The sequence below is a fragment of the Pseudomonas putida genome, from assembly GCF_001636055.1.
Lineage (GTDB): Bacteria > Pseudomonadota > Gammaproteobacteria > Pseudomonadales > Pseudomonadaceae > Aquipseudomonas > Aquipseudomonas machongensis.
The window spans coordinates 3,771,357-3,784,790 of record NZ_CP011789.1; the positions used below are offsets into that span (position 1 = coordinate 3,771,357).

At 66.6% G+C, this 13,434-nt stretch carries 11 protein-coding genes; 1 reads left to right on the forward strand and 10 read right to left on the reverse strand.

Annotation, left to right across the window (positions count from 1 at the left end; all coding sequences use genetic code 11):
• Positions 1-10: 10 nt before the first annotated feature.
• The 10 genes from AB688_RS16720 to AB688_RS16765 all read right to left on the reverse strand — a co-directional run bounded on the left by AB688_RS16720 (position 11) and on the right by AB688_RS16765 (position 11,802).
• Complete coding sequence (locus AB688_RS16720; RefSeq protein WP_063545194.1) at positions 11-496, reverse strand: DUF2589 domain-containing protein; 486 nt, start codon at positions 494-496, stop codon at positions 11-13.
• Positions 497-672: 176 nt separating this feature from the next.
• Entirely contained in the window at positions 673-1,746 is a 1,074-nt protein-coding gene (locus AB688_RS16725) for a helix-turn-helix domain-containing protein (RefSeq protein ID WP_081255252.1), read from the reverse strand.
• Between the two features lie 86 nt (positions 1,747-1,832).
• Positions 1,833-3,332, reverse strand: a complete 1,500-nt coding sequence (gene proP, locus AB688_RS16730; protein ID WP_054891480.1) for a glycine betaine/L-proline transporter ProP — start codon at positions 3,330-3,332, stop codon at positions 1,833-1,835.
• Between the two features lie 206 nt (positions 3,333-3,538).
• Entirely contained in the window at positions 3,539-5,323 is a 1,785-nt protein-coding gene (locus tag AB688_RS16735) for a dipeptide ABC transporter ATP-binding protein (RefSeq protein ID WP_063545195.1), read from the reverse strand.
• On the reverse strand, positions 5,320-6,147 hold the full coding sequence (locus AB688_RS16740) for an ABC transporter permease (RefSeq protein ID WP_063545196.1): 828 nt from the start codon (positions 6,145-6,147) through the stop codon (positions 5,320-5,322). The genes AB688_RS16735 and AB688_RS16740 overlap by 4 nt, the downstream gene beginning before the upstream one ends.
• A complete protein-coding gene (locus AB688_RS16745) occupies positions 6,140-7,219 on the reverse strand; it encodes an ABC transporter permease (protein WP_063545197.1) in 1,080 nt (359 codons plus the stop codon). Before AB688_RS16745 ends, AB688_RS16740 begins: the two co-directional genes overlap by 8 nt.
• On the reverse strand, positions 7,212-8,780 hold the full coding sequence (locus AB688_RS16750; protein WP_063545198.1) for an ABC transporter substrate-binding protein: 1,569 nt from the start codon (positions 8,778-8,780) through the stop codon (positions 7,212-7,214). The genes AB688_RS16745 and AB688_RS16750 overlap by 8 nt, the downstream gene beginning before the upstream one ends.
• A gap of 10 nt (positions 8,781-8,790) precedes the next feature.
• A complete protein-coding gene (locus tag AB688_RS16755) occupies positions 8,791-9,978 on the reverse strand; it encodes an LLM class flavin-dependent oxidoreductase (RefSeq protein ID WP_063545199.1) in 1,188 nt (395 codons plus the stop codon).
• A gap of 30 nt (positions 9,979-10,008) precedes the next feature.
• Positions 10,009-10,731 carry a class II aldolase/adducin family protein gene (locus AB688_RS16760; RefSeq protein ID WP_063545200.1) on the reverse strand — a complete coding sequence of 241 codons (723 nt, stop codon included), beginning with the start codon at positions 10,729-10,731 and terminating at the stop codon, positions 10,009-10,011.
• A 15-nt stretch (positions 10,732-10,746) separates the two neighbouring features.
• Positions 10,747-11,802: an ABC transporter substrate-binding protein gene (locus tag AB688_RS16765; RefSeq protein WP_063545201.1), complete on the reverse strand. Its 1,056-nt coding sequence runs from the start codon at positions 11,800-11,802 to the stop codon at positions 10,747-10,749.
• 411 nt (positions 11,803-12,213) lie between these two features.
• Between AB688_RS16765 and AB688_RS16770 the strand changes: the two genes are divergently transcribed.
• Positions 12,214-13,431, forward strand: coding sequence for an acyl-CoA dehydrogenase family protein (locus tag AB688_RS16770; protein ID WP_063545202.1), 1,218 nt, complete (start codon positions 12,214-12,216; stop codon positions 13,429-13,431).
• The last annotated feature ends 3 nt before the right edge of the window (positions 13,432-13,434 follow it).

The window sequence follows — 13,434 nt, forward strand, 5'->3', positions numbered from 1 at the left end:
GACGTCTCTCCTAGATCAATTTATCGAGGTTGTGGATCAGTCGCGCCATGCCCTCGGACGAGGGCTGGGTTTCGACTCTGAGGGTGACGCGCGCCACTGGCCCGCTTTCACCATTTCGGCGAACGCCCATATCGACGTTCAAAGGCGTGTGTGTATCGGTCGGCCATGGCGAGTCGGGGTCGACATCACCGGCCTGTGCCGCACTCGGTTCACGGTGATCGGCATGCAGGCCGACCTCGAAGTCGATCTGCATGTCCTTGACGGTCAGCAAGCGCGAGCCGACCAGCGACAGCAGGGGCACCCGGACCAGGCGTTCCTCGCCGTCCTTGGCGTCGGGCGACTGCAGCGGCAGGCGCACATCGACGCTGACCGGACGGTTGTCGTCATCGAAGTACTGGCGCACGGTCGCCATCTGGAAGCGCTGGATCTTGTCCTGGGCCTCGGCCACGGCACCGGCAATGCTCTGGATCAGGTGATGAAGGGAGTGGTTCGCCACGACAGACGCTCCTTGTCGATTGTCGGTGCCGGGCGCGGGCCGTCACGGGAACGGGCCATCAGCGGCTGACACCTGTTGTGGTTGGTGAGCTCAGGTTATGGCCAGGGACACGCGCCGTCCCGGTATCGGCGTCCCGAAAACCTGGATGTGCGTCCCAGGTTCATCCGGCCGCGCACTCAGCCATGGATCAGTTCCCTGACCCAGTGATCGAGCACAGGCCGCTCGCCGTTGTCCGGCACCAGGCAACAGAATCCAGAGACCCCGCCATTGTTCAGCGCCGCACGGGCAGCCCGCGGCGAGAGACCGAACGCCTTGCGGAACAGGCGACTGAAATGGGTTTCGTCGACAAAGCCATGGTCGTAGGCCAGGTCGCCGATGCGCCGGCCGGCGTTGGTGCTGTCGCACAAGGCGAACAGGCAGCGGCGCAGGCGGCGTTGCAGCAGGTAGTGGCGCACGCCGCCGAAGCGCTCGAAAGAGCGATACAACTGGCTACGCGAGGTGCCGACCTCCTTGGCCAGTACCGCCGGGGTGAGGTCTTCACGGTGCAGGTTGCGCTCGATGTGCAGGCGCACACGGCGCCCCAGGTCAGACTGGCCTGCGACCTGAGCCTGCGCCTGGCCAGCCATGGCCTTGGTCAGGCAGGCCGCGACCATCCCCAGCAACGGCAACGCCAGACGCAGTGCTTCATCCATGCCCAGGTGCGGCGCGGTGGCCGCCAACGACGACAGGAGGCGGGCCAGCAACATGCCCGCGGCCGTCTCCCGACGTAGCACCAGGCCATGCAACTGGCCAGCGTCGAACAACAGCAGCGACAGTGCCGTGCGCGGCATGAGCAGGCTGATTCCTTCGCTGGCCGCCATGCTGAACGTGGCCGGTTGCGCCAGGTCGAGCAACACCACGTCCCACGGACGTACCCGCAGGCCGTTGGCACAGGCCAGACCGCGCTGCAGTGGCAGGTGCAGCAGGTAGTGATCGAGGTCGCACCAACTCAGGCGCGTGGTATCGCGTCGATAACGGGCAGCGTCCAGATGGCCGCTGCAGAACAGAAAGCGGCTGAAGTGGTAGACCGTCAGGGACGTGCAAAAAGGCGTGGGTGTGCGGGCACCGACATCGAACAGCACGCTGGCGATCAACTGCCAGTGGGCCAGGTCCTGGGCCGCCGTGTGCGTGGCAGAACTGCTGAAGGTGGGTAGCGACGCAGTGTCCTGCGCCGCTGCAAGGAGGGATTGCGGGGTGACGTTGGGTTCCATGGTTCCGACTCACTGTCCATAGTGGAGCCGGAAAGTTGGTTCACTCCCGAGGGGGTTGCATCATTTTGCCATCATCACTTCCTGACTCATTCGATCCGCGGATGCTGCTGCACCAACACTTTGCGCTTGGCCTCGAGCTCGGCGATCTGCTCGTCGATGTCCTCGATCTTCTGCTCGATGGTGTCGTGGTGCTCCTGCAGCAGTTCCTTGGCTTCTTCAAGGTCCGAGGCCGCAGGGGCCGCTCCGCGCAGGGGCTTGTTGGCTGTCTCTTTCATGGTCAACCCGGTGAGCAGGCCGATCACGGCGATGACCATCAGGTAGTAGGCCGGCATGTACAGGTTGTCGGTGCTTTCCACCAACCAGGCGGCGATGGTCGGGGTGAGGCCGGCGATCAGCACCGAGATGTTGAAGGCGCTGGCCAGCGCACTGTAGCGGATGTGAGTGGGGAACATCGCTGGCAAGGTCGAGGCCATCACGCCGATGAAGAAGTTCAGCAGCACCGCCAGGATCAGCAGCCCGGCGAAGATCACCCCGAGGCTGCCGCTGTTGATCAGCATGAACGCCGGGATCGCCAGGACGAACAGGCCGACGCTGCCCACCACGATGAAAGGACGACGCCCGACCTTGTCGCTGAGGAAGCCGATCACGGGCTGCACGAACAGCATGCCGACCATGATCGCAATGATGATCAGCACGCCGTGGTCTTCGCTGTAGTGCAGGTTGTGCGACAGATAGCTGGGCATGTAGGTGAGCAGCATGTAGTAGGTGACGTTGGTCGCGATCACCACACCGATGCAGGTCAGCAGGCTGCGCCAGTGCTTGGTGGCGACCTCCTTGAACGACACCTTCGGCCCCGAGGCCAGGCCTTCGCGGTCACCCTGCTCGAGCTTGTCGACATGCTGCTGGAAGGCTGGCGTCTCCTCCAGGGCGTGGCGCAGGTAAAGGCCGATGATGCCCAGCGGCAGCGCGACGAGGAACGGCAGGCGCCAGCCCCAGTCGAGGAATTGCTCCTCACCGACGATGGCCGAGATCATCACCACCATGCCGGCACCGAGCACGAAGCCTGCGATCGAGCCGAAGTCCAGCCAACTGCCGAGGAAGCCGCGCTTGCGGTCAGGGGCGTATTCGGCGACGAAGATCGAGGCACCGGTGTATTCGCCGCCGACCGAGAAGCCCTGGGCCATCTTGGCCAGCAACAGCAGGATCGGCGCCCAGATGCCGATCGAGGCATAGGACGGTATCAGGCCGATGGCGAAGGTGCTCAGCGACATGATGACGATGGTCGCCGCCAGGACTTTCTGGCGGCCATAGCGGTCACCCAGGGCACCGAAGAACAGCCCCCCCAGCGGACGGATCAGGAAAGGGACCGAGAAGGTTGCCAGGGCCGCGATCATCTGCACGCTGGGCGAGGCGTTGGGGAAGAACACCTTGCCCAACGCATAGGCGACGAAGCCGTAGACGCCGAAGTCGAACCACTCCATGGCGTTGCCGAGCGCTGCGGCAGTGATCGCCTTGCGCATCTTGGCGTCGTCAACGATGGTGATGTCTTTCAAGCCGATCGGCTTGACTCTCTTGCGTGATTTCATAAGTGCTTACTCTGTAGCTGACCTGTCGTGACAATCCGCTGTCCCCGGGGCAGATCGGGCGGGCGAACAGTTTTCGGCCACGCTGCCAAAGCAATAGTGGCAACGGGCCCTATGGGGTCAGATACAAATGGACACTAAATAATTCCGCGCTTGATGATTTTTTCCTGAAGTCCGCTACGACAGAGGTGCGCCGGTACCGCGGCAGGTCACGGGTGCAAGCGCGGCGAATGTGCGAGCAATGTCTGGGTGTACCCCTGCTGAGGTCGCTCGAACACCGCGTCCACTGCGCCCTGCTCCACCACCCTGCCCCGATTCAACACCAGCACCCGGTCGGCAATCGCACGCACCACCCCAAGGTCGTGGGTGACGAACAGCACGGTCAGCCCCTCGCCCTGCAAACGCCGCAGCAGCGCCAGGATCGACGCCTGTACCGACACATCCAGTGCCGAAGTGATCTCGTCGCACACCAGCAGCCGAGGCTCGCACACCAGCGCCCGGGCGATCGCCACGCGTTGGCGTTCGCCGCCCGAAAGGCTGTGCGGATACAGGCCGGCCACCCGTGCCGGCAGCGATACCCGCTCGAGCACCGCCTCGACCCGACGCCTGGCCTCGTCGCCGCGAATACCGAAAAAATGCGCCAACGGCGCGCTCAGGGTCTGCAACACCGTCTGCCGAGGATTCAACGCCCGGTAGGGGTTCTGGAAGATGTACTGGATCTGATGGCGCAACCCGGCATCACGCTGGCGGGCGGCAAAGGGCAGCGGCTGTCCGGCGTAGCGCAGGTGCCCCTGCACGTTCTCGCCAAGCCCGGCAATGGCCCGTGCCAGGCTGGTCTTGCCCGAGCCGGACTCACCGACCAACGCCAGGCACTCGCCCTGCCCCACTTGCAGCGCAACGTCGAACAGCACCTGGCGGTCGTAGGCCACGTCCAGACCCTGTACCTCGAGCAGCGGCGCCGCAGTGAGCGCTTCGAGGTGCCCCTCGCCCGCCGCGCTATCGATCAATACCAGCGGCTCTTGATGCGGCACCAGGCAGGCCACCTGCTGCTCGCGGCCCAGGCGCACCAGCGCGGGCTCCAGCACCCTGCATTGCGCCTGCCGCCGTGCACAACGGGGCGCGAAGGCACAACCCTCGGGCCTCTGCCCGGGTGCCGGGGCATGACCGCCGATGGCTTGCAGCGGCTGACGCCGGGCAACATCCGGGATCGCCCCGAGCAACGCACGCGTATAGGGATGGGCTGGCGCGGCGAACAACGCCTCGCGCGCGGCGATCTCGACCAGGCGCCCGGCATACATGACCATCACCCGGTCCACCAGGTCGCGCACCACGGCCAGGTCATGGGTGACGTACAGCGCCGCCACGCCGTGGCTGCGGCACAGGTCTTTGAGGGTGCCGAGCACATGGGCCTGGGTAGTGACGTCCAGCGCCGTGGTCGGCTCGTCGAGCACGATCAAGCGCGGCCGCAGGACGAACGCCAGGGCCAGCATCACCCGTTGTTGCTGCCCGCCGGACAGCTGGTGCGGGAAACGGCGCAGGAATGCGGCGTCAGACGGCAGCCCGACCTCCTCGAGCGTCGTGGCGATGCGCTGTTGCAGGGCCTCGCGGGCCAGGCGCGGCTGATGGGCCAGCACGGTTTCGCGTAGCAGCGCACCGATGCGCAGCGCCGGGTTCAAGGCCGTGGCCGGGTCCTGGGCAACATAGCCGACCAGCCCACCACGAGCCAGGCGCAATGCCTCGCCTTCGAGCTCCAGCAGCGAGTGACCGGCGACCTCGACACGCCCGGCAACGATCCGCGCGCCCTGGCGGGCATGACGCAGCAAGGCCGTCGCCAGGGTGGTCTTGCCCGAACCGGATTCGCCGACCAGCCCGACGATCTCCCCTGCCGCCAGGCTGAACGACACGCCCGACAGCACCTCCACCCGGCCGGCCAGTTCCACCCGCAGTTCGCTGACCCGCAGCACTTCGGCGACGCTCTGCACGACCGCATTCATGGTTGTTTCTCCCCGATCCGCGCACTGGCGCGACCAATGCCTTCGGCCAGGATATTGGTGCCATAGGCGAACACCCCGATCAGCAACGCCGGGGCCAGCACGGCCCAGGGCTGCACCAGCAGGCCGGCCTGGTTCTCGTTGATCATCAGGCCCCAGTCGGCGGCCGGCGGTGCCACCCCGTATCCGAGAAAACCCAGGCCCGAGAGCATGCCCACGGCCCAGGTCAGCATGTTGCCGAAATGCACCAGCAGCGGCGTGAGAATGTTCGGCAGGATCTCCCTGAACAGGATGCGCCAGCGCGAATAGCCCATCATCTGCGCCGCCTCGACGAACTCCTGCCCGGCCACCGCCACCGCGCTGCCGCGCGCCAGGCGGATCACCCCAGGGGTGAAGGCGATGGCCACGGTGAGCACGATCAGCCAAGGCGCACGCCCCAGCATCGACACGATCAGCAGCACCAGGATCAGGTCGGGAAATGCCAGCGAAACATCCGCCGCCCAACTGATCGCCTGGTCCAGGCGTCGCCGCGAAAAACCCGCCAACAGGCCCAGGCTGCCACCGGCCAGCAGCGCGAGGGTCGCAGCCGCCACTGACATCCACAGGACCGACAGCCCGCCGCTGAGCAGCCGCGAGAGCAAGTCATGCCCCAGGAAATCATGGCCCAGCGGCGCACCGGCCGCCGGTGGGCCGTACACCGGACCGACCATGGCCGTCGGTGCATGCGGTGCGAGCCAGGGGCCCAGCAGCGCCAACCCGGCCACCAGCAAAGTGATGAAGGCACCACGGCGGATCTGCCGATCGGCATGCCAAGGGGTATCAATCATGGTTCGCCTCCTGGGCAGGTACGCTGCGCGAGCGGCGCCACCAGGGCAGGATGCCGCGGCGGTTGCGCCGGATCATCCGCACCCGGCGCGCGGTACGCAGCTTGGGGGTCAGCAGCACGGTGAGGAGGTCCGCGAGCAGGTTGATCAGCACCACCGCCAAGGTGATGACCAGCACGATGCCCTGGATCATCGGCAGGTCGCGCATCTGGATCGCCGCATTGAGTGCCGTGCCGATACCGGGATAGCTGAAGATCACCTCGGCCAGCAGCGCACCGCCAACCAGGGTGCGCAGGGTCAGGGCCACGCCCTGGATCGCTGGGGTCAGCGCGTTGGGCAAGGTATGCCGCCAGACGATGCGCCGCTCGGGAATGCCGCGCAGGCGCGCAGCGATCACATAGTCCGACTCCAGCGCTTCGATCATCGCGGCACGCACCATGCGTGTCAGGTAGGGCAAGGCCGAAAGCCCCAGGGCAATGACCGGCAGCACCAGGTACTGCAGTTGCACCCACAATGGCCGCTGCGGATCGAGGATCGACACTGCCGGCAGCCAGCCCATGCCGGGCATGGAGAACAGCAGCACCAGGCCGATGGCCAGGAGAAACCCGGGCGTGGCCTTGAACAGGATCAGCGCCGACAGGCCGAAGCGGTCCAGGCGGCTGTCGCGCCGCAGCGCCAGGGCCACGCCCAGCAGCAGCGCCAGCGGCACCACCAGCGCGAGCACACCGGCCAACAGCGCCAGGGTGTGGCCGAGGCGGCCGAACAACAGGTCGGCCACCGGCACCTGGGAATCCAGCGAAATGCCCAGGTCGCCGCGTAGCGCGGCGCCGAGCCAGCGCAGGTATTGCACCAGGATCGGCTGGTCCAGCCCCAGTTGCCGCTGCAGGGTGAGGATGCTTTCCAGTGGCGCGTCCGGGCCGAGGATCACCCGCGCCGGGTCCGAAGGCAGCGCCTGGGTGGCAATGAACACCACCAGGCTGATGACCCAGGCGGTGAGCAGGCCGTAGCCCAGGCGGCCGATGAACCACGACAGCCAGGCCGGCGTGCGCGGTGTGCAGTGATGAGGATCAGGCATGGTTCAACCACAACTCGTCGAAGCGCCAGGAGGCGAAGGTGGTCTGCTCCGGAGTGAGCCCGCCGACCTGTGCGCTGGCGGCATCGAGCACATCACTGAAGCCCCAGATCAGCAGGCCACCGCGTGCGTGCTGGATCGCCTGGGCCTCGTGGACCAGGGCCTTGCGTCGGGCAAGGTCGGGCTGGGCCAAGGCCTGCCCGAACAGTTCGCTGAAGCGCGGATCGTGAAAGTTGCTGCGGTTGTAGATCGCCTGCGGCGCATCGTTGTGCAGCGCCGAGGCCAGAAAACCGCGCGCTGGCGTCGAGCCTGGCGACAGTTGCCAGTGCTCGCGCTGCGGCCCATTGAACACCGAGCCATCGACCTGGGTGACCTTGACCTGAACCCCCGCCTTCTGCGCCTGCTGCGCGAACACCAAGGCGGCATTCACCCCAGAGCCTGCAGGCGTGGTCAGCTCAAGGCGCAGGTCGCTGTGGCCGGCCTGGCGCAGCAGTGCGCGGGCCTGATCCAGATCGTAAGGGCGCTGGGGCAGATCATGGTTGTAGGTAGGATCGTGCGGCGCATACAGATCGTTGGCCACCCGACCGAAGCCGTTGAGCCCACGGGCCACCAGTTCCTGACGATCGGCGAGCAAGCGCAGAGCCTGGCGCACACGCACATCCTGCAACGGCGCCTTGGCCAGGTTGAGGTTGAAGCCACTGAACGAGGTGGTGGGCGACACATACAGGCGCAGGCGCGGGTCGGCCTTGAGCAATGCACTGTGTTCGGCCTGCACGCCGCTGGCGACGTCGATCTGCCCGGCGCGCAGCGCGGCGGCGCGCGAGACCTGGTCCTTGAATTCGATGATCTCCAGTTCATCGGTGTAGGGGCGCTCGGGCTTGTAGTAGTTCTCGAAGCGGGTGTAGAGCGAGCGTTGCCCGGGGATGAAGCTCTTGAGCCGATAGGGCCCGGCGCCCACCGGGTTGGTGACCGGGTGATAGTCGGTGGGCACGATGCCGCCAAAGCTGATCAGGGTTTCATCCAGCGGGTAGAAGCTCTGGCCGCCCTTGAAACGGATTTCAAGGGTGCGATCGTCGACCTTGCGCAGGGCATCGCGGTCGATGGCACCGACCAGCCCGGCATAGGGCGAGGCCAGCTTCGGGTCGGTCAGGCGCAGGATCGAGAACAGCATGTCGTCGGCGGTGATGCTCTTGCCGTGGTGGAACTCCAGCCCCGGCTTCAGGCGGATGGTCCAGACACTGGCATCGCGGTTGGGCTCGGCGAACTCGGCCAGGGCCAGGCGCGTGCTGACATCGGGGTTCCATTCCCAGAACTTGGCATAGAGCGCCCAGCCGCGAATGATTCCGCCGCCCACCGGCTTGTGGGCGTCGAGGTTGCCTGCCTGGTCACCGTCGATGATCCCGACCCGCAGCCGACCGCCGCGTACCGGCGTCCCCGGCAGTGCACCACCGATCGCCGCTGGCTGGCCGGCATCGCAGCCACCGAGCAGGCTGCCGCCAAGCAACAGGCCACCACCGACCGCCAGGCTGTTGCCGAGAAAGACCCGGCGGGAAAACTCAGTCATCGCTCGGTCCTCATGCCGGTTGCGCCACCGGCGCCTGGCGTGCGGCGCCCAGGCGCGGCACTTCGAAGCCGTGGTCCAGGTCCAGCAACGGGAACAGCAGGTCGGCGACCCGCTGCGCTTCATCGATCAGCGGGAAGCCGGAAAGGATGAAGGCCGATGTGCCGTGCGCCTCGTACTCGCGGATACGCTCGGCGACCTGCTCGGCGCTGCCCACCAGGTACGTGCCGGCCGCTGGGCCAAGAATGTTGAAGCCGAACAGACTCGGTCCGAGCCAGACGTTGGGATGAATCTCCAGTTCCCGCGCGCTCGGCAGGCGCCCGGCACGAATGCTGTCGAGGTTGCGCTGGATGCGTGGGTCGTCACTGACGAAGCTTTCCAGGGTCTGCCCCGGCGGTTGCTGGCGCTCGATGGAAGCCCGCGCGGTGGCCAGCGACGTGCGTTGCAGCAGGCGTTCGGCGTGGGCCCAGGCCTCTTCCTCGGTTTCGCGCACGATCACTTGCAGGCGCGTGCCATAAGTGAGTTCGCGGCCGATCTTCGCCGCTTCGGCGGCAACGCGGCGGAACTTGTCCCCCAATCGTTGCGGGGTATCGGCAAAGCTCAGGTAGACGTCGAGCAATTGCACCGAATGGGCCACCCCCGGCGCCGAGGTGCCAGCGCCCCACAGCGGGATGCCCGGTTTCTGCTTGGGTGGGTGCCAGCCGCCCAACGGGTGGCTGGCCGCTGCCGGCGAGCGCGGCGAGAGCTGGACGTAACGCCCTTGGTAGCCTGCCGTTTCGCCTGCATAGAAACCCTGGAACGCGCGCCAGTACTCCAGGCTGAAGTCGTAGCGCTCATCGTGCGGGTAATGCACACCCAAGGCCGCCAGGCCCGCATCGTTGCCGTTGACCACATTGAACAGCAGTCGGCCATTGGAGAACTGGTCGAAGGTCAGCGCCCACTTGGCCAGCACCGCAGGCGACAGCTCGCCGGGGTGCTGGGCCACCAGGAAACGCAAGCGCTCGGTGGCATCGATCAGCGCGGCCGACACCGCCAGGCTTTCGTTCGGGCTCGAGCCCAGCAGCGCGCCATAGTAGCCAAGGCGGTCGGCCGCCACGGCCAGTTGCTTGAGGTGTTGGAAATCGGTGTTCCAGCGCCCCTGGGGCTCCCAGGGATAGGGGCCGTCGGGGGTGGTGAGGTACCAGAGGATCTTGACCGCCATGGGCGTGCTCCTTGCGAGAAATTGAACGGCTCAGTTGCGACGGTCGATGCCCGGCACCAGGCCCAGCTCGGTGGCGCGCTCGTACAGGCCGCTCATCTTCCATTGCTGGGTCAGCACCCCTGGCCCATAGGGGCGCGAGCCACCGAGCGCGTCGGCCAGCAACTGGATCTGCGCGCCCTCCTCCAGCAGCAGGATGAACTCGGCGGTGGCGCGCAGGCCCTGCTTGCCCCATACCGTAGCGCCGCCGTTGGCCTCCAGGATCGCCAGGTTGAAGGGGTTCTCGGCGATCTTGTCGAGGATGAAGTCCACCTCGGCCTGGCGTCGGTCGATGTAGACCGGCAGCTCGCGGGCCAACTGGTAGCGCTGCACCGGCACGTAGTGGAACGGCAAGGTGCGGTGGGTCTGGGCCCAGGCGCCGAGGTAGGGGCTGTGCACATGGGACACGGTGGTGACATCGGCGTGGGTCTGGAACAGCTTGGTGTAGCGGCCCAGCCCGCCCTTGGCCTTGCCGCGCACCACATTGCCGGCGAAGTCGCTGACACTGGCCTGCAGCGGCTGGTGGCGCTTCCACGGCCCGCCATAGTTCACCGATACCAGCAGCTCCTGGCCAGGCACCCGCTCGATGAAGCCGACGGTGCCATTGGCGGTGATGGTGTGGGTTTCACGAAACACGGTGAAGGCCGCTTCGGCCTCGGCCACCACTTGGTCGACGAAGGTGTCCAGGTCGATTTGCTCGTTGATCAGTACGGTCATCTCAGGTCTCCGGTATCAGGCGCGGCGCTGGGCCAGCAATTCATGGGCAGCTTGCAGGGGGCGATGGTCGACCCAGTCGGCGAGGTCGAAGTCGCGTTCGAGGAAGCCATGCAGATTGAGAAAGGTCTTCTGCACGTCCAGGTAGTGCAGGCGTTGCGCCGAGAGGTCCGGCGCCAGGGTGGTGTGGAAATCGCCGCGGTACGCCTCGGCCACGCCCTGGCTGCCGGCGCGGGTTTCCTCCTCGAGAATGGCGTTGAGCGCATCGCGGTTGCCTGCAGCCCATTGGGCGGCACGCAGGGTCTGAGCGAGAAAGCGCACCACCAGATCGAAGTGATCGTCGAGCAGGCTCTGGTGCACGGTGATCGGCCTTGGCGTGCCGTTGTTGATGCGGTGGCGCGGATCAGGCAGTGCGTCGAGGTCGACACCGACTACCAGGCCCAGGCGCCGCGCGGCATCGGCGGCGGCTGCGCCCTTGACGTACACCGCATCCACCTCGCCGCGGGCCAGGTAATCAAGGCCCGACCACAGGCGCTGCAGGCCCAGTTGCGGAGTTTCGGCTCGAGTCTGGTCGAGCAGCGCCACCTCTTTGAGGTGCACGTCGTCCAGGCTCAGGCCGGCCGAGGCCAGGGCTCCCTTGTAGCCATGCAGGCTCATGGCCCGCGCGATGCTGCCGGGGCGGTTGTCGCCCCAGGCCGGCAGTGCCAGGCGCTTGCCGCGCAGGTCGGCGGCGCTGCGAATGCCCGAGTCGGGGCGTACCAGGATGGTCTGCCATTCCTCGATCCAGGTCAGGCCGATCAGCCGGCTCGGCGCACCGGCAGCACGGGCCGCCAGCGCCGGCAGGTTGCCGCCTTCGCGAAACAGCCCAGGGAGTTGGTGATCATAGTGATGCTGGCCGAGCTGACGGGCCTCCTGCAGGGTTTCCACCGGCAGGCCGTCGGCGGCGAATTCTTCGTTTAGCCAGCCGAGCTTGTAGGCGATACCCGAAGCGGTCGGGACGGGGCAGCGCGTGAACCAGATGCGCTCCAGACGCGTGTCGGCGGCTGGCAGTACAGGGGCAGTGGCGAGGGTCATGGGGTCGCTCCTTGAGGGTCGTGACAGCGCTATTGCAGCGCCCGTGCCAACGGCTGCAGGCCCCGAATCACGGGGCCCAGGCCAAGGCTTCGGGGGGACGAGTGCTGATTGGCGGGCAGGATTGCGGGGTGGCTGCTGCCAGATCAGCAGTCGCCGGGATAGGGGTGTTGCTGGGGCAGCAACAGACGTTGTGAGTAGCGCTGTAAGCCTTGTGCCGCAAGGGTTTCGGCGGTATGGCAAAGAAGTTGCTCTAGGTCTAGCAGAGCGTGGGGCCGCTGCGCGACCCATCGCGGGACAAGCCCGCTCCCACAGGAACCTCGCCGTCATTGGAAACGGCGCCGTACCTGTAGGAGCGGGCTTGCCCGCGAAACGCACACCACCGCCCTTCCTGACACACCACCGAGGTTCCCCATGAGCAACATCCGCCGCATCACCCACGAAACCGAGGCCATCGAAGTCGCCCGCCAGGTCGCCGAGGAAATCGCCGCCATCGCTGCCGACCCACGCAACAACGGCCAACTCCCTCGCCGCCAGGCTGAGCTGCTGTCCAGCAGCGGCCTCACCGCCATCGGCGTGCCTGCGGCACTCGGCGGGCTCGGTGCCTCCGTCGCCACCCTTGTCGAAACCGTGCGCCTGATCTCGGTCGCCGACGGTGGCGTGGGCCAATTGCTGCAGATTCACAACGTCATGCTGCGCGGCGTCGTCAGCGGCTTTCCGGATGAAGTACGCGATCGCCTGGTCGCCGACCTGCTGGCTGGAAAGCGCCTGGGCAATGCCCTGGCCGAGGTCGGCGGCAAGAACAAGTTCGCCCTCAAGACCCGCGTCGAGCGCCGCGCGGACGGCAAGCTGGTGCTCAACGGCAGCAAGTTCTACTCCACCGGCGCCTATCTGGCCGAGTGGATCTCGCTGACCGCCGCCAGCGACGACGGCGGCGTCGGCGTGCTACTGCAGCGCGATACGCCAGGCCTGACACTGATCGACGATTGGGACGCCTTCGGTCAGCAGAACTCGGTCAGCGGCACCGTCAACTTCGAAGACATCGTCCTCGACGAGCGCTATCTCTCGCGCCGTAACGGGCCGATGAAGCGCACCGGCCTGACCTTCCCGCAGATCCTCCACGCGGCCATCGACACTGGCATCGCCGCCGGCGCGCTGCAGGCGGCCACCGCCTACCTGCGCGAGCATGCCCGGGCCTGGGTTGAAAGCGGCGTCGAACGGGCCAGTGACGAGCCCCATGTGATCCGCCAGATTGGCGAATACGCCGTGGCCCTGCGCGGGGCAGAGTCGGTGCTGCGCGATGCTGCACGGGTGTTCGACGAACACGAGCGCGACCCGGAGAACAAGGCGTTGCAGGACGAACTGATCCTCTCGGTGGCCACCGCCCGCGCCCACGCCGACAGCGCCTCGCTGAAAATCGCCAGCGATCTGTTCTCGTTGCTGGGTGCCAGCGCCAGCCTGAGCAAGTGGAACCTCGATCGCTTCTGGCGCAACGCGCGGGTGCACACCACTCACGATCCGATCCGCTGGCGCCTGCACAACGTCGGCAATTACTACCTCAATGGCGCGGATCCCGGCGAGTACACCGCCATTCTCAATGCCAAGGAGGCCCAGGGCGCGACGCGCCGCTGAATC